Source organism: Ornithinimicrobium murale (genome assembly GCF_003352835.1).
Lineage (GTDB): Bacteria > Actinomycetota > Actinomycetes > Actinomycetales > Dermatophilaceae > Ornithinicoccus > Ornithinicoccus muralis.
This window is the reverse complement of record NZ_QLVD01000015.1, coordinates 182616-201890: the sequence shown is the minus strand read 5'-3', so window position 1 is coordinate 201890 and position 19275 is coordinate 182616. Positions and strand designations below refer to the sequence as shown.

The 19275-nt window shown below is 69.3% G+C and carries 17 protein-coding genes and 1 pseudogene; 9 read left to right on the top strand and 9 right to left on the bottom strand.

The window, feature by feature from the left end; all coding sequences use genetic code 11:
• From DPQ65_RS05965 to DPQ65_RS05955, 3 genes and pseudogenes are all read right to left on the bottom strand, one after another.
• Positions 1–2112 (bottom strand): annotated as a pseudogene (locus DPQ65_RS05965) (hypothetical protein); the annotation flags it as partial.
• 116 nt (positions 2113–2228) lie between these two features.
• Positions 2229–2627, bottom strand: coding sequence for a single-stranded DNA-binding protein (locus tag DPQ65_RS05960; protein WP_114906455.1), 399 nt, complete (start codon positions 2625–2627; stop codon positions 2229–2231).
• A gap of 91 nt (positions 2628–2718) precedes the next feature.
• On the bottom strand, positions 2719–4347 hold the full coding sequence (locus tag DPQ65_RS05955) for an alpha/beta hydrolase (RefSeq protein ID WP_162802037.1): 1629 nt from the start codon (positions 4345–4347) through the stop codon (positions 2719–2721).
• Between the two features lie 372 nt (positions 4348–4719).
• Between DPQ65_RS05955 and glsA the strand changes: the two genes are divergently transcribed.
• The 5 genes from glsA to DPQ65_RS05930 all read left to right on the top strand — a co-directional run bounded on the left by glsA (position 4720) and on the right by DPQ65_RS05930 (position 11220).
• Complete coding sequence (glsA, locus tag DPQ65_RS05950; RefSeq protein ID WP_114906453.1) at positions 4720–5688, top strand: glutaminase A; 969 nt, start codon at positions 4720–4722, stop codon at positions 5686–5688.
• 281 nt (positions 5689–5969) lie between these two features.
• Positions 5970–6869 (top strand): ABC transporter ATP-binding protein, encoded by a 900-nt coding sequence (locus DPQ65_RS05945; RefSeq protein ID WP_114906452.1) that lies wholly within the window; start codon positions 5970–5972, stop codon positions 6867–6869.
• A gap of 125 nt (positions 6870–6994) precedes the next feature.
• Positions 6995–8104 carry an ABC transporter substrate-binding protein gene (locus DPQ65_RS05940; RefSeq protein WP_114906451.1) on the top strand — a complete coding sequence of 370 codons (1110 nt, stop codon included), beginning with the start codon at positions 6995–6997 and terminating at the stop codon, positions 8102–8104.
• The gene (locus DPQ65_RS05935; protein WP_238146708.1) at positions 8101–10293 is read left to right on the top strand and encodes an iron ABC transporter permease; all 2193 of its coding nucleotides are present in this window, start codon (positions 8101–8103) and stop codon (positions 10291–10293) included. Before DPQ65_RS05940 ends, DPQ65_RS05935 begins: the two co-directional genes overlap by 4 nt.
• Before the next feature lie 15 nt (positions 10294–10308).
• Positions 10309–11220, top strand: a complete 912-nt coding sequence (locus DPQ65_RS05930; protein ID WP_114906450.1) for a siderophore-interacting protein — start codon at positions 10309–10311, stop codon at positions 11218–11220.
• 64 nt (positions 11221–11284) lie between these two features.
• Here DPQ65_RS05930 and DPQ65_RS05925 read toward each other — a convergent pair whose 3' ends face one another.
• Positions 11285–12325, bottom strand: a complete 1041-nt coding sequence (locus DPQ65_RS05925) for a class I SAM-dependent methyltransferase (RefSeq protein WP_162802036.1) — start codon at positions 12323–12325, stop codon at positions 11285–11287.
• A 280-nt stretch (positions 12326–12605) separates the two neighbouring features.
• Here DPQ65_RS05925 and DPQ65_RS05920 point away from each other — a divergent pair, with 280 nt between their 5' ends.
• Positions 12606–12806 carry a hypothetical protein gene (locus DPQ65_RS05920; RefSeq protein WP_114906448.1) on the top strand — a complete coding sequence of 67 codons (201 nt, stop codon included), beginning with the start codon at positions 12606–12608 and terminating at the stop codon, positions 12804–12806.
• Between the two features lie 36 nt (positions 12807–12842).
• Here DPQ65_RS05920 and DPQ65_RS05915 read toward each other — a convergent pair whose 3' ends face one another.
• The 5 genes from DPQ65_RS05915 to DPQ65_RS05895 all read right to left on the bottom strand — a co-directional run bounded on the left by DPQ65_RS05915 (position 12843) and on the right by DPQ65_RS05895 (position 15495).
• Entirely contained in the window at positions 12843–13397 is a 555-nt protein-coding gene (locus tag DPQ65_RS05915; RefSeq protein ID WP_162802035.1) for a nitroreductase family protein, read from the bottom strand.
• Between the two features lie 32 nt (positions 13398–13429).
• Positions 13430–13801 (bottom strand): MmcQ/YjbR family DNA-binding protein, encoded by a 372-nt coding sequence (locus tag DPQ65_RS05910; RefSeq protein WP_114906446.1) that lies wholly within the window; start codon positions 13799–13801, stop codon positions 13430–13432.
• An 8-nt stretch (positions 13802–13809) separates the two neighbouring features.
• The gene (locus DPQ65_RS05905; protein ID WP_162802034.1) at positions 13810–14277 is read right to left on the bottom strand and encodes a barstar family protein; all 468 of its coding nucleotides are present in this window, start codon (positions 14275–14277) and stop codon (positions 13810–13812) included.
• Between the two features lie 98 nt (positions 14278–14375).
• Positions 14376–14999: a GyrI-like domain-containing protein gene (locus tag DPQ65_RS05900; protein WP_114906444.1), complete on the bottom strand. Its 624-nt coding sequence runs from the start codon at positions 14997–14999 to the stop codon at positions 14376–14378.
• Position 15000: 1 nt separating this feature from the next.
• Entirely contained in the window at positions 15001–15495 is a 495-nt protein-coding gene (locus DPQ65_RS05895) for a hypothetical protein (RefSeq protein WP_162802033.1), read from the bottom strand.
• Positions 15496–15545: 50 nt separating this feature from the next.
• Here DPQ65_RS05895 and DPQ65_RS05890 point away from each other — a divergent pair, with 50 nt between their 5' ends.
• Genes DPQ65_RS05890 through DPQ65_RS05880 form a run of 3 tightly spaced genes read left to right on the top strand, consistent with a single transcriptional unit; the run spans position 15546 to position 19171 of the window.
• Complete coding sequence (locus DPQ65_RS05890; RefSeq protein ID WP_272947639.1) at positions 15546–17033, top strand: DHA2 family efflux MFS transporter permease subunit; 1488 nt, start codon at positions 15546–15548, stop codon at positions 17031–17033.
• Between the two features lie 27 nt (positions 17034–17060).
• Positions 17061–17957 carry a patatin-like phospholipase family protein gene (locus tag DPQ65_RS05885; RefSeq protein ID WP_114906442.1) on the top strand — a complete coding sequence of 299 codons (897 nt, stop codon included), beginning with the start codon at positions 17061–17063 and terminating at the stop codon, positions 17955–17957.
• Positions 17954–19171 carry a multidrug effflux MFS transporter gene (locus DPQ65_RS05880; protein ID WP_114906441.1) on the top strand — a complete coding sequence of 406 codons (1218 nt, stop codon included), beginning with the start codon at positions 17954–17956 and terminating at the stop codon, positions 19169–19171. The genes DPQ65_RS05885 and DPQ65_RS05880 overlap by 4 nt, the downstream gene beginning before the upstream one ends.
• The last annotated feature ends 104 nt before the right edge of the window (positions 19172–19275 follow it).

Sequence of the window (19275 nt, the reverse complement as noted above, 5' to 3'; positions counted from 1 at the left end):
TTGGGCCAGGGTGGCGGGGCGTAGGCAGCCGGGGGCGCGGCAGAAGACGTCGGCGGCGATGATGTGGGCTCGCATGGTCGTGTCGAACCGGTAGGCGGTGGTGGAGCGTTCGATCAGGACCCCGGTGGCCGGGTCAGTCAGCAGTCGGTACATCGTCGAGCCCGGTGTCAACGCCAACGTCCGGACCTCATCAGCAGCCAGGAACAGCGAATGTTTACCGATGACCTCACCGACCCCCACCTCACCACCCGGACCGGGACAGTCCAGCCCTGGCAGCGGACGGCCTTCTCCCGGTGGCAGGCGGTCTTCACCTGCCCGGCCGAGGTCGCAGCGGTCTTGTCCCGTCGTGCCGGGGCCAGGACGGTCGTCTCCTGGGGGCAGGCGGTCTTGTCCTGCCCGAGCTCCGGGAGCAGCACCGGGCGCTCTGGCCGAGTTGGTGGCGTCGCAGGTGCAGGCACACCTGCACGAGGCCTCGGTCCCTGCCGTCTCTGCTGTCCCAATTGTGCCGGCCGTGCCGGCCGTGCCGGTCGTGGCGTCCTCGGTCCCGGGCTGGGGAGCGAAGGCGGTGGGGATGGGTCTGCCCTCGGCATCGAGACCCACACCGGTGCCCAGGTTTCCGGTGCCACGGTTTTCGGGGGTGGTGGTCAGGCCGGTGGGGGTGGTGCCTAGGAGGGTGGTGAGGGGGATGATGACGTTGAGTTCGGCGGTGGGCAGGGCGTGCAGGATCTTGGTGAGTTGCCCGGTCTGTTCGGTGGTGATCAGGTCGGGGTCCTGGGGGAGGTCGGTGAGGTCGGCGGTGCCGTGGAGCAGCAGGGTCAGGGCGGTCGCGACGCGGAGTTCGCGCAGGGTCCTGGGGTCGCCGGCGGCGCGGGCGGTGCGTGCGGCGTGTTCGATGCGGTCGGTGATCGCGGCGCCCTGGGTGGCGGTGCATCCGATCATCAGGGCCCCGGTGCCGTGTTCGTCCAGGTTCAACCGGAGGTCGTTGGCGGCGAGGTTGGCTTCTCGGGTGCGTTTGGTGGTCTCGGGGTCGCGGTCGGTGATTTTGCGGACTTCGCGGTCTAGTGCCCGGTAGAACTCTTGGTGGTACCAGGGGCCGCTGGTCCAGTCCCCGGCCGAGTCGAGGCGTTCGGTCACGGCCAGGGTTGGGTCGTCACCGAAGAGCCCGGTTGCGAGGGCCGCGGCGTCTTGGGTGGTCAGGGGGCCGGCTTGGCGGTGGTAGCGGCGGGCTAGCCGCCAGGTGCTTTCCCCGCGGGCCAGGGAGCCCAGCACCGGGGACAACACGGCCGTGGGGGTGTTGGCCAGGGCCACCAAGTCGCTGATCTCGCCGGGGACCCACCCGATCGCGGCGGCGAGTTCGGCGCGGGTCACCCGTTTCGCGCGGGCCCGCCACTTCTCCCGTTGACCACGCGTGAGGTCTTCCGGGCAGGCCGCGCCCTTATCGGCCAGGAGGAGGTGGCCGTGGGTCGCGGTCAGCTCCCGGGCCGCGACCAGGACCAACCCCTCCAACTGGGCTGTGGCCGTGGTGAGGGTCTCAATCGACCCGAGGAGGGCCTGGCCCTGGGCCACGACCGAGGGCGCGGCCAACCCACCACCAGAAGCGGTGCCCACCGTCGCGCACGCCTGCACCAGGTCGGTGAGGTTCTCCACCATGGCCTCGCACACCCCGAACTCGTCCAACACCGACCGCAACCGATCCACCGCAGGCACCAGCGCCGGATCCTGGCTCGGGTCCTGGTGTGCCCGCTGGCCCTGGCTGTCGGGGCTGGCCTGGCCAGCGAGCCAGGTGTCGGCGGTGGCAACGTGCGCGTCGGTGCTGGCGTCATCGTCGGCGGTGCCGTCATCGTTGGCGATGGCCGCGTCCACGTAGACCGAGACCCGCGGCAGGTAGCCCTCGATCGGGAGGTCCTCGAACAGCGACGGGTCCAGCTCGAACCACGGCTCCACCCCCGCAGCCAGACTCACATTGCGATCCATCGCCGAGCGATCCGCAGAATCGCGACCCGCCGAGCGATCAGATGCGTGGCGGCCCAGCGTGCCCTCCAGGGCCTGCTTGGCCAGCTCCCGCCCCAGCAGATCCTCCAGGTGGTCCCCCAGCACCTCACGTCCTCGCACCACCAACACCCCCTCTGCGCCTACCCCATCGTGGTTCGCTTCGTACACACAGGCTAGCACATATGTGCTAAGGCTGCAAGAGTCGACTCAGCCTGTGGAGAACTATCTGCAGGGAGTTACGAGCGGACGCGGCGCAATCTGCGCGCTTCCACCTCATAGCGTGACACGCGGCCCTGACTCCCTGCATAGAACCGGCGGTGCAGACTGCCCTCGATGTCGGCATAGTCATCAATCGACAGCCGCAGGGCGGCGGCACGGGTCCGCGCGCTCCAGCAGGCCACCTCAATCGCGTCGACCTGAGTGCGGGGAGATGGCTGGCCCGGATCTGCCGGGCCTCCTCCTCGCTGTCGTGTGCCGCGTCTGGCGGCGCGGGGCACGACGAGCCGAAACAAGACGATCTCATCGCCGCTGGGGAGGACACGGGCTTCGGGTCCCCAACTGACCCGCCCGAGGAGGTGAATTGAGTTCACCGTCTCGACGGTGGCGTCTTGCGCACTGGTGCTCGGTTGGCTCATCACTCGACCCTCGCGATACTCCCTGCCCGGCACCAGATCAGGTGCCGGGCCTGTGGAGGCAACGACTCGGCATACCAGGGCTGTGGATGTCTCAGCGCTCCAGCACCAGGGCATCAATGGCGGCGATGATCTCCGAGTAGTCCGCCACCGGATCCATCCCGAGGACACCCGCCCAGAGGGGGACCATCTCGTCCGTGTACTCGTGGCCGTGGCCGGGCGCCACGTCCACGGACAGCGGCATGTCGCTCGCGATCTGCCAGAAGGTGACCCACCGCTCCCAGCTCAGGTCGGGGGAGACGTCGCGGCCGACCTGCTCACGGAGCCAGTCCGGCTCCTGCCAGAGCAGATCCCAGGACCACCACACGACCGGGTCCGAGGCGTGCTGGCCGTAGACGATCCGCGGCTCCTCCCAGTTCACGAAGGGCGCGCCATACAAGTCCTCGGTCAGCTCGAGCGGACGCGTGGCGAACCGGATGTGCCGACCGTTGTCGATCACCGGAGCGATCTCGGGGCTGCCCTCCCGGCGGCTCTCGGTGAGTGAACTCCACAGGGGAGTGAACCGCGGAGTCCCGGTCCACATGGCTCCGTCGACCCGGGACAGCATGTCCTGGGCGTTCTCGAACGCACCTTGCCCACCGAACGACCCCAGTGACTCTCCGCTGGCGAACAGGCGCGGTCGCTGGGCCTCGGGCAGCGCCTGGATCTCGGCCTCGACCGCCTCGAACAGTGCACGACCCGCCCGCGGCGGAGTGTCGCGGTCGGAGATGTAGGCCAGGCCGCTGGGAAAGTAGCTGTACTGCATGGAGACCGTGGCCACGTCGCCTCCGGTGAGGAACTCCAGCGCCTGCACCGACCACTCCTGAACGAAGCCGGTGCCTGTCGTCGTGGAGACGTTGACGATGGACCGATCCAGGCCGCCGGCACGCACGAGCTCGGCCGCCGCGGCCCGCGCCGCATCTTCCACCACGTCGTGCTCTGCTTTGCCCGCATAGACCCGGATCGGCTCCATGGCCGACTCGCCGGTCACCGCCTCGATGTCAGAGGCTCGCGGGCCGTCTGAGACGAACATCTGACCCTCTCGCCCCAAGGACTCCCAGGTCTCGTATGACGCTGGGCTGCCTGAGCGTTGCGGTTCCGGTGGAGCGGTGCGTCCCTCGGGGGAGGTCTGGCTGAGTTGGGTGGCGTTGCCCAGTGCCCAGTTGAGGGCACGTTGGTAGACGACCGTCTCGCTGACGAACAGTAGGACGACCAGCAGGATGACGGTGGCCACGAGGCCTTCCAGTGGAGCAGGCAGCACAGGCTCGACCAGGCGCTTCACGTGTCGCCACAGCCGGCGCAGGCCGCGGCCCATCAGCACCAGCAGCCAGAGGAGCGCGACGCCGGCGAGGACGCCGATGAACTGGTTGAAGGCGCCACCCCGGTTCACGCCCACCACCAGGGAGATCTGCTCCTGCTGGTGCAGGCTCCGGATCCATACGATGCCGCTGACGATGACCAGGATGGCCAGCCATGCTGTGCGCAGGCCCCAGTCCGAGCGGGCATTCACCTCGACCCGCAGGTCGGTCCGCCGAGCGAGCCAGGACACGAAGTGCCCAAGCAGACTCCCGACGACATAGCCGTAGGCGATGCTGACCCCGACGTTGACGGCTGTCATCCACCAGGCCCTGGGCAGCAGGCTGGGGGAGAGTGCCACCCAGAGCGTGACGAGACCCACCGTCATCCCTGGGGTGGAAAGGTGCCGCAGGATCCCGTCGGAACGGTCGCCGGCCGGCGGTGGGTAGCAGGAGTGTGGTGTCCCGGGCCGTGGCATGCGCAAGGGGTTGTGCACCGACGGAGGGCCGAGGCGGGCGCTCCAGGAGCGGTGCCCGGTGGCGGTCGCACCCCGGCGGGGAGCCACGCTGGTTGCCTCAGGTGTGTCTGTCGTTGTCGCTTGCCCAGCCGTCAGGACGGCATGCTCCTCGGGAGTCTGCGGATCCTCCACGGGCTCAGCCTATTCCGTCGTGGGCATCAACTGGCGTGGGACGCTCACAGTCGCGGATGACCGCACGCCGCTGGCGACGTCAACGGGCCACCGTTCTGTCACAGTTGTCACATGACCGACCCGCGCGTGCACGAAGATCTCGTCGCCACCCTGGAGGAGGCGCGGGAGTTTGGTTGGGGGGAACCGGCTGACTACCTCCGTGATGTCCAACGCAGGGATCACGACGCCCTGGCGGCAGCTGTGTGCACCACCGACGGCGAGGTCGTCGGAGCAGGTCAGCACGACCGCACGTTCGCGCTTCAGTCGGTCTCCAAGGCGTTCACCTACGCCGTGGCCCTGCAGGAGTGCGGTCTGGATCGGGTGCTGGCCTTCATCGGTGTCGAGCCGTCCGGTGAAGCCTTCAATGAGCTGTCCCAGCTCGATGACGGGAGGCCGTTCAACCCGCTCATCAACGCCGGCGCCATCATGGCCCAGGGGCTGGTGCCGGGCGACACGCTCGAGGAGCGGGAGCAACTGCTGCTGGAGCGTTACTCCGCACTGGCAGGTGACGACCTGCAGGTGAGTGAGGAGGTGCTCCGTGCTGAGCAGGTCCGTGCTGACCGCAACTTCGCCCTGGCCCACATGCTCGCCTCTTCCGGGATGCTGACCTATGACCCGCACGAGGTCGTCCAGGGCTATCTGCGGCAGTGCTCGGTGGAGGTGACCACGGGCCAGCTAGCCGTCATGGGGGCCACCTTCGCCTCCGGCGGACGCAACCCGGTGACGGGGGAGCGGGTGTTTGAGGAGCGCGTGGTCCAGCAGACGCTGTCGGTGATGCTGACGTGCGGTATGTATGACGCCAGCGGGAGCTGGGTGACGCAGGTGGGCCTGCCTGCCAAGAGCGGGGTCTCTGGCGCGATGCTCGGCGTGGTCCCCGGGTCCCTGGGCCTGGCCACCTGGTCGCCCCGCCTGGACAGTCACGGCAACTCAATCCGCGGGGTCGAGCTGTTCCGAAGGCTCAGTGACCGGTGGGATCTACACGTCCTACGACACCGTGAGCCGTTGAGTCAGGCCGGGGACGATGGGGCCACGACTCACTGAGCCAGCCCGGACAGGACGCCAGAATGAATGCGCGTGCTCGCCCGTCGACGGCATGGAAAGCACTGTCGGACAGGATGACTGAGACCACCGGCGACGCAGATCCGGAGCCACTGCGCGTGCGGCACGACCTCAGCCGGAGCGAGTCCTTGACACCGATGCCCGGGAGCTGCTGCATACGGATGTAGCCGTCCTCGGCGGGTAGGTTTCGGACCCGGGGGAGTGTGATCACGCTCATAGTCGGAGGGTGGCGCAAAGGTTGGTAGTTAGGTTAGCCTCACCTCATGGCCCGTAGTTTTCCGGCAGCTCTTCCAGCCGCGCTGAGCGGTGCGAACCTGCACCTGTCCTATGGCACACATGAGGTCGTGCACGGTGTCGACCTCGACCTGACGCGTGGCTGCGTGACCGCCCTCATCGGCCCGAACGGTTCGGGCAAGTCGACGGTGCTCCGTTCGCTGGCCAGGCTGCACCGGGCCGAGACCGGCGCTGTGTCGCTGGAGGACGTCGAGGACGTGATGACGCTGCACCCCAAGGCGTTCGCCAGGCGGGTCACCATGCTCTCCCAGAGCAGGCCCACACCCGGTGGCGTGACGGTGCGTGACGTCGTCGGCTTCGGGCGGCACCCCTACCGGGGCCGCTTCCGGACCTCGGACCCCGATGGGCCACGCGCTATCGAGCACGCCCTGGACATCACCGGCGTCAGCGAGATGGCTGGGCGAGGCGTCGACGAGCTCTCCGGTGGTGAACTGCAGCGGGTGTGGCTGGCCACCTGCCTGGCCCAGGACACCGAGGTGCTGCTTCTGGACGAGCCGACCAACCACCTCGACCTGCGCTATCAGATGGATCTGCTGGACCTGGTCCGCGACCTGGCCACGGAGCACAGGGTGGCCATCGGTGTCGTGCTGCACGACCTGAACCATGCGGCGACCGTTGCCGACCGGGTGGTTCTCCTGCAGCACGGGGGCGTCCGGGCTGTGGGCACACCGGGGGAGGTCTTGACCACGGAGTTGCTCTCCGAGGTCTACGGCATCCACGTCGACGTGCACGCCCACCCCGTGTCACAGCGCCCGGTCTGCGAACCGCGCAGCCGCCACGCAGCTGCTCGCCAGCCTGCACCGCTCGTCCCGCATCACGCCCAGCTCGGCCGCATCCCGGCGGAGCATGCACAGCCAGCCGCCGTCTAGCGGTGCCCCGCACGTTCTGACAGAAGCCGACTAGCGCCGCACAGCACGTTCTGACAGAACCCGACCACCCCCCATGGGGGACGATCCCGCCCGCCCAGCGGACGGCATACGACAAGGAATCTGACATGCCCCTGCCCCGTCACGCCCTGATCACGAGCACCCTGCTCGTCTCGGCACTGGCCCTCACGGCCTGTGGGACCACCGAGGAGCCGGACCCTGGCGGAGATCCCCAGACCAGTGAGGCCTCCGCGGACGCGCCAGCAGGCGGCCAGAGCGAAGACAGCGCAGACACGGGCGGGTCCGCCACCGAGGCCCCCGGAGCTGGCAGCGCGACCGATGACGACGCTGCCGGTGCGAGCGAGGGACCGGTCACCTACACCGACGAGCGCGGCGAGCACACCCTTGAGGAGCCGGCGGACGAAGTGGTCTCGCTGGAGTGGGGCTTGACCGAGAACCTGCTGGCGTTGGGCATCGAGCCCGTGGGCCAGGCCGACATCGAGGGCTACAACACGTGGGACACCGTCGCCCCGCTCGACCCGGAGGGCATTGTCGACGTCGGGACCCGCGGGGAGCCCAGCCTCTCCGACATCACCGCCCTGGAACCCGACCTGATCGTCACCACGACGGACCTACCGGACAACGTGATCGGTCAGCTCGAGGACATCGCCCCCGTCCTGACCGTGCGGGGATCGGACAGTGCGGACCCGCTGGCCTACATGCGTTCGACGGTCGAACTGCTGGGGACGGCCACGGGGACCGAGGACAAGGCCGAGCAGGCCCTGGCGCAGTTCGATGAGACGGTGGCCGAGGGGCAGGCGGCGATCGAGGACGCCGGCCTGGCCGGTGAGGAGTTCGTGATGGCCGACGGCTGGCTCAACAACGGGGTCGTGTCGGTCCGGATGTTCACGCCGGGGTCCTATTTCGGTGCCCTTGGTGAGGAGCTGGGGCTGGTGAACGCCTGGACCGAGGGCGGCGATCCTGACTACGGATTGGCCCAGACCGACGTCGAAGGGCTCACCGCGCTGGATGAGCTGCACTTCATCTACGCGGCCAACGACTCGGAGGCGGACCCCTTCGCCGACGGCTTGGCGGACAATCCGATCTGGCAGCAGCTGCCCTTCGTGACCGCAGACCAGGTGCACCGGATCCCGGACGGCATCTGGATGTTCGGCGGTCCCCTGTCCGGTGAGGCGTTCATCGACGCCACCGTGGATGCCCTGACGTCCGAGGGGTGAGCACGACCAACATCACGCCGCAGACCGACCGCGCACCTGAGCGTGGTCGGTCCGCTGCGGGTGCCCCGGGGGGTCCGGCCGATCCGGGGGCGCCGGGCGCGCAGGGGGCGTCCGGCGCGGGCCCGGGGCGCCAGCGCATTTCGGTCGGCGGCATCACCACCGCCTTCCTGGCGATGGCAGCCCTGGGTCTGCTGGTCGCGGGGGTGCACCTGACGCAGGGCACCGCGGCGGTCGGTGCGGGTGACCTCTGGCAGTGGGCGACCGGGGGAGAGGCACTGGATGAGACCGCGTCCGTGCTGCTCGCCTCGCGGCTGCCGCGGCTCCTCGCCGGTCTCCTGGTGGGGGTGGCCCTCGGCGTCTCGGGCGCGCTGCTGCAGTCGGTGGCGCGCAACCCGCTGGCCTCGCCCGACACCCTGGCGGTGAACGCGGGTGCCTATCTCGCCGTGGTCACGGTGGCGGTGCTGGGTCTGGCGGTGCCCTTCTATCTGCAGGGAACCCTCGCCTTTGCCGGTGGGCTGGCCGCGGCGATGCTCGTCATGGGATTGTCCCGGGGCGGCGCCGACGGCCCGACCAGGCTCATCCTGGCCGGCTCCGCGATCACCCTCGCGCTGCACTCGCTGGTGACGATGCTGTTGGTCCTGTTCGAGCAGGAGACGATGGGGCTGTTCGCCTGGGGGAGTGGGTCCATCGTCCAGTCGGGCACGCGCACCCTCACCCTGGCGCTGCCGGTCCTGGTCGTGGGCGTGGTCTGCGCCCTCGCGCTGGCCCGGCGGATGGACCTGCTGGCCCTCGGCGACGACGCCGCCTCCGTGCTCGGGATCTCGGTTCGCCGGGCCCGCGTCGCCTCGATTCTGGTCGCCGTGCTGCTCGCGGCCCTCTCGGTGACGGTCGCCGGACCGATCGGCTTCGTTGGCCTCTCAGCACCGCTGATCGCCCGCATGGTCGCTCGTCGGGTCCCGGGCCTGGGCCGGCACCTCGTCCTGCTGCCGTTTGCTGCGCTGGTCGGCATCGTGGTGGTGCTGGGGGCCGATGTGGCGCTGCGGCTCGTGGTGCCGAGTGCGATGACGACCGCGGTCCCGACCGGTGTGGTGACCAGCGTGGTCGGCGCGGCCCTGTTGGTGTGGTTCGCCCGGCGGTTGCCCGACCGGGGGATCGGTCTGGACTCCTCGGGGCAACCGGGGCGGCCGGGGCGACCGCGCACGACCCGGACGTATGCCGTGGTGTCGGCCTCCCTGTGCCTCGCCCTGGTCGGTGCCGGCCTGGCAGCCGTGCTGCTGGGGGACCGGTTGATCCTGCTGGGCGATGTCGCCAACTGGCTGGACGGGATCTCCGGCCGGGAGGTCACTCTCGAAATGGGGCGCCGGGTGCCGCGCGTGCTGGCGGCTCTGCTCGCTGGTGCTGCCCTGGCCCTGGCCGGCACGATCGTGCAGGCGGTGTGCCGCAACCCGCTCGCCGAGCCGGGACTGCTCGGCGTCACCTCGGGAGCGGGACTCGGGGCCGTCGGGGCGATCCTGCTGGTGCCGGGCATCGGTCTGTGGCCCATGTCCGCCTCGGCGGTCGTCGGGGCCCTGGTGGTCACCTCCATCGTGTTCGCCCTGGCGCACCGTGGTGGCCTGAGCTCCACGAGGTTGGTGCTCATCGGGGTGGGCATGCAGGCCGGGGTGATGGCCCTGATCGCGCTGCTCATCGTGGTCACCCGCCCCTGGGAGGTGAACCTCGCACTGACCTGGCTGGCCGGGTCGACCTATGGGCGCACGATGGAGCAGCTGGTCCCGGTTGCCGTCGCTCTCGTGGTCATCATCCCGGTCGCCGTGCTGCTGCGCCGCGAGCTGGACGTGGTGGCGCTCGACGAGGACACCCCGCGGCTGCTCGGCGTGGCCCTCGACCGGATGCGGCTGTTGCTGCTGGGGACCGCGGCCGTGCTGACCGCTGCCGCGGTCGTCGCCACGGGCGTCGTGGCCTTCGTCGGCCTGGTCGCGCCCCATGCCGCACGGGCCCTCGTCGGCGCCCGACACTCCCGGGTGATCCCGGTCGCCATCCTGCTCGGGGCCATCCTCGTCTCCGGTGCGGACACCCTGGGGCGGTGTGTCCTGGCGCCCATTCAGGTCCCGGCGGGCGTGGGCACGGCACTGCTCGGGACGCCTTACTTCATCTACCTGCTGTGGCGCAGCCGCGGCCGCGACACCTGATCGAGAGGAACCCCCATGACCCAGACCACCGCCACAGCGGCCCTCACCTGGCGGCACTTCGACGTCACCGTCGCCCGCTTGGAGCGGCTCTCGCCGAGCTTCCTGCGGGTGACCTTCACGGGGGAGGACCTGGGGGAGTACGCCGACCTCGGCTTCGACGCCCGGACCAAGTTGCTGTTCCCGGTGACCGGTGGCTTTGAGCACCTCCCGCGTGGTGAGGACTGGTTCCTGCGCTGGCGCGAACTGCCTGAGGCCCAACGCAATCCGCTACGGACCTACACCGCTAGAGCCGTTCGACCCGAGGAGCGCGAGGTAGATGTTGACGTCGTCCTCCACGGCGATTCCGGTCCCGCCTCCCGGTGGGCCAACCGCGTGCAGATTGGCGATCCACTGGTCCTGATGGGACCCAACGCCCTGGCCGACGGGCCGCACGGCGGCGTGGAGTTCAGAGTGCCCGAGCGCGGCCGACCGGTGCTGCTCGCTGGTGACGAGACCGCCGTGCCAGCCATCGCCACGATCCTGAGCCAGCTGCCGGCATACGTCACCGGAGCAGCGTTCCTGGAGGTGCCGGAGGTTGGGGACCGGTGGGACCTGTCGGCTCCCGAGGGGGTCGCCGTGACCTGGCTGGGGCGGGAGGGCAGGCGGCACGGCGAGCTGCTGGTGCCGGCGGTGCAGGAGGCCGCGGGCGCCATGGCACGCACCAGGAGTGACGGGGGAGCCGACCTGGAGGACGTCGACGTCGACGCCGACCTGCTGTGGGAGCTGGCCGCGCCGGGAGCCGGCTGTGAGGGTGAGCTGTCGGCGTGGCTTGCGGGGGAGGCCGGCGTGATCAAGACGCTTCGCCGGCACCTGGTCCGCGACCTCGGCATCGACCGGCGCTCGGTGTCCTTCATGGGCTACTGGCGGGCCGGACGCGCCGAGAACTGAGCGTCCTGCAGCGCCACCATGATCGCGGGCGCACTCACGACGACTCGAGCGACGTGGAGTCGGCTCAGTCGTGGATCGTCCGTGTGACCAGGTAGTCCTTGTCGCGGGCCAGGATGTCGGTTGGTCCCAGGTGCTTGAGCCGAGGCAGATAGGGCAGGTGCGCATTGAAGACCATCAGCAGCTCGCCACCGGAAAGCAGCACCCGTCCAGCATCGTGAATCATGTCCAACGTGGGTGTGGAGTCCTTGGTCGTGCCCACGTGGAAGGGCGGGTTGCTGACGACCGTGGCGATCGACGCGTCGGCACACTCGCTCAGTCCGTCGACGCGGCGCACGTCGACGCGACCGGCGGTGGTCAGTCGCGCCGAGGCGACAGCCGCGGCCGACACGTCGATCGCCGTCACGTGGGCGAACCTGCGGGCGAGGAGTGCGGCCAGGATGCCCGTGCCGCAGCCGAGGTCGACGACCGTCCCGTCGGTGTCCGTGAGTTGGTGCAGTTGGCTGATCAGGAGCGCCGTCCCGGCATCCACACGGGTTCCGGCGAAGACAGCGCCGTGAGCGTGCACGGTCAGGCCCAGGTCATCGTGATGTCTTTGCCGTGGCCACTCCTGCTTCACCTTCTTGGCCACCCCGGCATGCAACACGCGCGACTTCTGTCGACCGAGGCTGGCTCGCACCTTCTCGAAGCTCGCGGCGAGCACCGCATTCATCGACGGGGTCATGTGCTTGGTTCGCCCACCGGCGACCAGGCGCACATCCTCCGCGCCGAGCTGTGCCGCAGTCCGGGCCATCTCATCCAATGCGTCCAGCGACTTGGGCAGCCGGAGCACCACCAGTTGGGCGCCGACCAGAGCCGACGCGAGGTCGGGGACAACCTCCACGGCCGGGTCGGTCAGCCGGCGTTCGCTGACAAGGCTGTCACTGTGGGCCACCACGGCCGAGGTTGTCCGGTCTGCCAGAGCCGCAGCCAAGCCGCCGTGGGCGTCGTCGAGCACGGCGATCCGTCCCGGAGGAAGGTCCCCGAGTTCATCGAGCAACAGGAGGTCCACGGGATCAAGAGGGTTCGGTGCGGGCGCGTGGGCGTCGATTCGGCCGGCAGGGGTCACCGTGCCATTCTGTCTGATCGCTGGCACGTCAGCTGTTGTGCCGCAGCGATCGACTCGACGATCAGGATGCGGCGGGTGTGGTGGGGCAGTGGCTGGGGCCGCCAGAGAACTCATCTGAGCAGCACTCCGAACGTTACTTGACATAATGTGCCTTATCGGCGCTATGTGAGTGGGGCTGTGTGAGAGCGGGTGTGCCCGGGTGGCCGAGTCGCTTGCGGCCCAGCGTGAGGTGCTCGATGCTGGAGTGAACCGATGCTGGAGTGAACCATGGAGGTCACAGATGAGCACTTCACCATTCGAGTCTGACGCTGGCGGCGAGGGTGACCGCGTGGATCAGCGCCTCGAGGTTGACGGCGTCCAGGACGACGTGCCGGCCAGCCCCACCTCAGATGACGTTCCCGCAGACCAGGCTGACCGCCTCGACCAGGCGACACCCGTGGCCGAGGATGAGGACGACTACCCCCGGGAGCCGGACGAGTAGTTTCTCCGGCCCTGGGAACAGTTTCTACGGGTGGCGCTAGAGAGCCGTCGGCGGTGCGGGCTGGCCGTAGCGGCCCCAACTGCTGATCTCCTCGAGCGGCTTGCGCCCGGACAGCTGAGGTGCGGCCTGAGCCTGTGACACGTCGGTGTAGCCGAGGCCGATGGCCGACCAGGGATCCAGCTTCTCGGGCAGCCCGAGCAGGTCTCGGACACGCTGACGAGACTCGCCGGTGCTGAACCAGGCGGTGCCACTGCCGATACCCAGGGAGGCCGCCGCGAGCATGACGCGCTCCTGCAACCGCCCGTCGTCGTAGGCCACGGCCCGGCTCTCCCCCTCGACTGCCACCACGATCGAGGCGGTGACGCCCTCGAGGAAGCCGGCGAAGTCCCCGCAACCTGCCAGGGCGCGGTTGGTCTCCGGATCGGTCACCACGACCAGGTGCCACGGTTGGGTGTTCTTGGCACTGCCGGTCCAGCGAGCCACTTCCAGCAGTTGCTGCAGGTCCTTGTCGTCGACAGGCGTCGAGAGGAACCGGCGCGACTGGCGCAGGCTCCGGAGGGCAGCGAGCACGTCTGGCGTAGGTGTCGTCATCGTTCCATCATCCATGAGCCCGGCCCGCAGGCTCACGGCAGGTCTCGGACGACCTGCTCTGCGAGCCGTGCCGGCGCCTGGAGGCAGTATGACTCGATCAGCATCTCCCCCAACTCCTCCCAGTCCGTGGCCTCATCCAGCACGATGCCCACAACATTGTCTCCCCAGCCAGCCTTGAAGAAGGGCGGTCCGGAGTGCTCGAAGGCCATCACCTCGGACAGGTCGGCGCGGAAGACAACCCGGAAGAGCTGGTCCTCGCCACCGAAGACGTGCGCGACGGTGGCCTGTCCGACCCGCCAGCGGGTGCCGACCCAGGCGCGCTCCTGATAGGCCTCGGGAAGCGTGCGGAAGAGCCGCTCCAGCCGTCGGATCCAGTCCGGTGGAACCTCGGGACGATCAGTCATCCGTCCACTCACTCCGGTCGGTCGAAGTCGGGACCGTCACCGACGGCGAAGACGACCAGCTCGACGCGAGTGGTGTTCGCCGGGTTCTGAGCAGGCAGGTCGCCGATCTGGACCTCGAGAAGGCCCCACCCGACCTCCGCCACCGTGGCCGGAGCGGTGGCCGCGGCCGCGTCGAGGTGCCGCCAGATCACAGCCACCCGCTCACCATCGTGGTCGACGACGAACTGGCCCATGCAGTCGTTGAAGGCGTCCCATCCGGCGCCGTACCACTCCGGGAAACCGAACGCCTCTCCGATGTGCCGGTGCGCCGCGGGTCGCGAGGTCATCCGGCGTCCATCGAGCTCGACCCGGGTGTAGTCCCACCGGTCCAGGTGGGCGTCCAGCAGGGGCCACGCGTCCACATGGACGTGGGACAACGGTCCGGACCGCAGAAAGGGCAGATCGCGGCGGGCGTTCGGGCGATCCGGCGGTCTCACGTGCTGCTCCTCCGTGTGCGGGTGACCCGGTGCCTGGCCGGCGCTCAGGGTGGGTCGCGTCCTCTGGCCTCGGCCGCAGTTCCTGCCCTCGCCAGCGTTCATACCTCGGTCACCGGCTGCCGCAGGATGGTGCGTCGCTTGTCCGGGACAACCCTGCGGGCGTCGCTGAGATAGATCTCGTGGTGGGTGCCCGTCATGGTGAGCCCCTGGGCGGGGATGAACTCGTGGTGCATCCGCTCCAGGACGGCTGCCTTGTCGTCGAACGCGCCGACATGCAGCGTCTGCACGCACCGCCGTTCGGTCAGTGTCCCCAGCCGGACCTCGTCGAGCCGGGCTGGTCGCGTCGTCTTGGCACCGACCTGCTGGACGGCAGGCGCGACCAGTTCGGCGGGGACCCAGTCGGGCACCAGCAACATCATCGTCCAGTCCCACCGTGACTTGTCCCGGGCCGCAGTGAAGGCGTCCATGTCCTCCGCCCACCACAGCCCCTCCAACGGCGGCACGACATAGTCCTGTCCCAGCTCGCGACGGCTTGCGAACTTCGCGGCATAGGCCACCGGATAGAGGGACTCAAGAGCCGCGGTGAAGGACGGGGCGGTGTTGGGGTCGCCGTGGCCGTCGACCATGAGATAGCGCAGTGGCGGCATGTCCAGGACCCGGAACTCGCCACTGCGTGCCCGGTAGCTGTCCAGCTCCTTCTTGACGTCGATCTTCCCGGTCATCTCATTCGTCCTTCTCGCGGAGGATCATGGCAGCGTCGCCGGTCGCGGACAGGGCGAGCGCAGTGAAGCCGTATCTGCCACACAGACTCCCGGTCAGGCCCGGACTGTTCGCCAGATCCACGATGGCGGTCCTGCCCCGGGAGCGACAGAACCGGATCGACTCCCGCAGCAGGAACCGGCGGATCCCCTCCTCCCCCGCTCCTCCCGGGCGCACGAGCAGGCGCGTGAGGACCAGCAGGTGGTTCGCCGCGAGCCCGGTGGCGGCCACCAGCTGTGCCTGCGCCTCCCCCGGTGCCACGATCTGGAGGTGACCGATGACGTTGCCAGTGGGAGCCACGGTGACCGGCGCCGCGTCGAAGACCCACGCGCGTTCGGCACGCAGCTCCTGCAGCCAGACGAGCCGGTCAGCGTCGGTGCGGACGCCGGGCGGCCACCCGAGCTCGGCCAGCACGTGACACAGCGGCGCATAGTCCTCGGGTCGACGCTCGCGAATCACGGTGCCTAAGTTAGGGGACGCCGCTGACAGCGGGCGTACAGTGACCGGCTGTGACAGCACCCCGTCCCGCCGAGCAGGGCAGCCCCTGGCCCGCGCTGTGGGCCCTGGTGATCGGGTTCTTCATGATCCTGGTCGACTCCACCATCGTGTCGGTGGCCACCCCGACGCTGATGGAGGCATTCGACACCGATGTGAACGGGGTCCTGTGGGTCAGTTCGGCCTACCTCCTGGCGTATGCCGTCCCGCTCCTGGTCACCGGACGACTGGGTGACCGCTTCGGTCCCCGTCCCGTCTATCTGACGGGTCTGGCGGTCTTTACCCTCGCCTCCCTCTGGTGCGGCCTGTCCGGCGAGCTGGACCTGGGCCTGACCGGCCTGGTCGCGGCCCGCGTGGTCCAGGGCCTCGGTGCCTCACTGATGACCCCGCAGACGATGACGGTGATCACCCGGACGTTCCCGGCTGAGCGGCGCGGCACGGCGATGGCGTTGTGGGGCGCGACCGCGGGCGTGGCGACCCTGGCGGGTCCGTTGCTGGGTGGGCTCCTGCTGGACTCCCTGGGCTGGGAGTGGATCTTCTTCGTCAACCTGCCGGTCGGGGTGATCGGGTGGGTGCTCGCCTGGCGTCTGGTCCCCCGGCTCCAGACCCACTCGCACCGGTTCGACCTGCTCGGTGTCGTGCTCAGCGCCGTCGGCCTGTTCTGCGCCGTGTTCGGCATCCAGGAAGGACAGACCTACGACTGGGGCACCATCTGGGCGTGGGTCTCGGTGCCATTGCTCATTGCGGTCGGGGTGGTCATGCTGGCCCTCTTCATCGGGTGGCAGGCGCACAACCGACGCGAGCCGCTGGTCCCGCTCGGGCTCTTCGGCGACCGAAACTTCTCCCTTGCCAATGTCGCCATCACCACGATGGGCTTCACCATCACCGCGATGATCTTCCCGTTCTACATCTGGGCGCAGTCGGTGCGTGGCCTGTCCCCCACCGAGGCCGCCCTGGTGATGGCACCCTCGTCGGTGCTCTCCTTCCTGCTGGCGCGGTATGCCGGTCAGCTCACCGACCGGGTCCACCCGAGGATCCTCGTCGGCTGCGGCACCACCCTCTTGGCAATGGGGCTGTGGCTGATGACGCAGGCCATGACACCGACCGCGCCCCTGTGGCACGCACTGGTGGCCGCGGGCGTCCTGGGCGTGGCCAACCCCCTGATCTGGGGGCCGCTGTCCACCACCGCGACCCGCAACCTGCCGATGGCCCAGGCGGGGGCCGGGGCGGGCGTCTACAACACCACCCGTCAACTGGGGGCCGTCCTGGGCAGTGCCGCGATCGCGGTGCTGATGCAGGCACGAATCACCGCCCGCCTCGGGGCAGATGGCCCGGCAGGCCCAGCGGCAGGTGCAGCGTCCTCTGCCGAACTGCCGCCCGTGGTAGCCGACGGGTTGTCGCGCGCGCTCGCCGAGTCCCTCTACCTCCCGATGGGCGTCATCCTGCTCGGAGCCGTGGCCGCGCTGTTCTTCGAGCGTCCTCGTCACCTGGTCCGCCGCTGAACGCACGACCCGACTACCGTATGCGGAGTGTCCGGCCTCTCCTCCAACGTCACCGACACCGCCCTCCTCTTGGAGGGTGGGGGTATGCGCGCGAGCTACACCTCCGGTCTCGTGGTCGCGCTGTTGGAGGCGGGGATCCACCTGGACTGGGTCGGCGGCATCTCCGCCGGGTCCAGCAACACCGCCAACTACCTGTCCCGAGATGCTGACCGGGCCCGACGCTCCTTCACCGACTTCGCCGCGGACCCGAAGTTCGGCAACGTGCGGACGTTCGTGCGCGGCGAGGGACTGTTCAACGCCCGTTACATCTACCAGGAGGCCGGGCTGCCCGGTCAGGCGCTGGCCTTCGACTGGGGCACCTATGCGGCCAACCCTGCCCGGTTCCGGATCGGCGGCTTCAACGCCACCACCGGTCAGCAGGTGCATTGGGGGCGCGAGGACGTCACCGATATCCACGATCTGATGATCCGGGTGCAGGCGTCCTCGACGATGCCGATCCTGATGCCTCCGGTCACCATCGACGGCCAGGTCTACGTCGACGGAGCACTCGGCCCGGCCGGGGGCATTCCGCTGGACGCCGCCCGCGCCGACGGCTACGGCAGGTTCCTCGCGGTGCTCACTCGCGAGCGGAGCTACGTCAAGCCGCCGCAGGCTGCGGAGTGGTTCTTCCGGCGCCACTTCCGTCGCTACCCCGCCGTCGCGGAGGCCCTCATGCATCGCCCCGAGCGCTACAACGCGACCCGTGCCGAGCTGTTCGAGCTGGAACGTCAGGGTGCCGCCTACCTCTTTGTCCCGGAACAGATGCCGGTCGGCAACGGCGAGCGCCATGTCGGCAAGCTCGCGGCGAGCCACCGCGCCGGCCTGGCTCAGGCCCGACGCGAGATCCCGGCGATCCGGGACTTCCTCGGCCTGGCCACCAGATGACCAGCGTCGGTTCACCTCGCGCGCGGCGCGCGGGGCTGGTCATCACCGCGGTCCTGGCCTCCCTGGCCATGATCGGGCCCTTCACGATCGACACGGTCTTCCCGGGGTTCGCGTCCATGGGACAGGACTTCGAGGTCGGTGCCCCGGCGATGCAGCAGGTGACCAGCATCTATCTGCTCTCCTTTGCGGTGATGAGCATCCTGCACGGACCCATCTCCGACACCCTGGGGCGCAAGCCCGTCATGCTCACCGGACTGGCTCTGTATGTGCTGGCCACCATCGGGTGTGCCCTGTCCCCCTCGCTGCCGGTGCTCCTGGTCTTCCGCGCCCTCCAGGGTGCCTGTGCGGGAGCGGCCACCATCGTCAGTCGCGCGGTCATCCGCGACCTCTTCAGCGGTCCCGAGGCCCACCGGCTGATGAGTCAGGTGATGATGATCTTCAGCATCGCCCCGGCAGTCGCCCCCGTTGCAGGCGGGCTGTTGCTGGCCTGGGGCCCCTGGCCGATCATCTTCTGGGCGATGGCCGGCTATGGCATCGCGATCGCCCTGGCCACCGCCTTCGTTCTCCCCGAGACGCTCCCCCGGGAGGACCGACACCCGCTGCGGGTGGGGCCGATCGTCTCCAGCCTGCTCGAGGTGGCTCGGCACCCGGCCTTTGTCCGGCTCGCCCTGGCCACCACCTTCATCTTCGCTGGACAGTTCGTCTACATCGTCTCGGCCCCGATCATGGTCGTGGACCTGCTGGGCAAGGGTGAGCAGGACTTCTGGATGCTGTTCGTGCCCCTGATCTCGGGCATGGTGATCGGTGCCTGGCTGTCGGGTCGACTGGCGGGACGGGTGGACAGCTCGGTCCTGGTGGACCGGGCGGTCGTGGCCGCTCTGGCGGCAGCAGGCCTCAACCTCACCTTGATGTTGACCCTTCCCGCGCTGCCGTGGGCCGTCCTGGGGCCCGCCCTGCTGGCCCTGTCCGTGGCCATCGCCTTTCCCGTCCTGCAGCTGGCCATGCTGGACCTGTTCCCACACCACCGTGGCGCAGCGGCCTCGCTGGCGAGCTTCGCCAGCCTGGTCTTCAACGCCCTGCTGGCCGGGGCCATCTCGCCCCTGGTGACCGGCTCACTGAGCATCCTCGCGCTGTCGAGCACCGTGTTCGTGATGGTGGGCGCCGGGTTCTGGTGGGTGCACCGGCACCTCGAGCGGCGGGTGATGCTCGACTGACCCTGCTGCTCCTCCGATGGTCGACGTCGCAGATGGTCGACGTCGCAGAGCCGTCGCGCGGTGGGTCCGCCCGGCGGCGGCCGACCTGCGTGACCCATGTCATC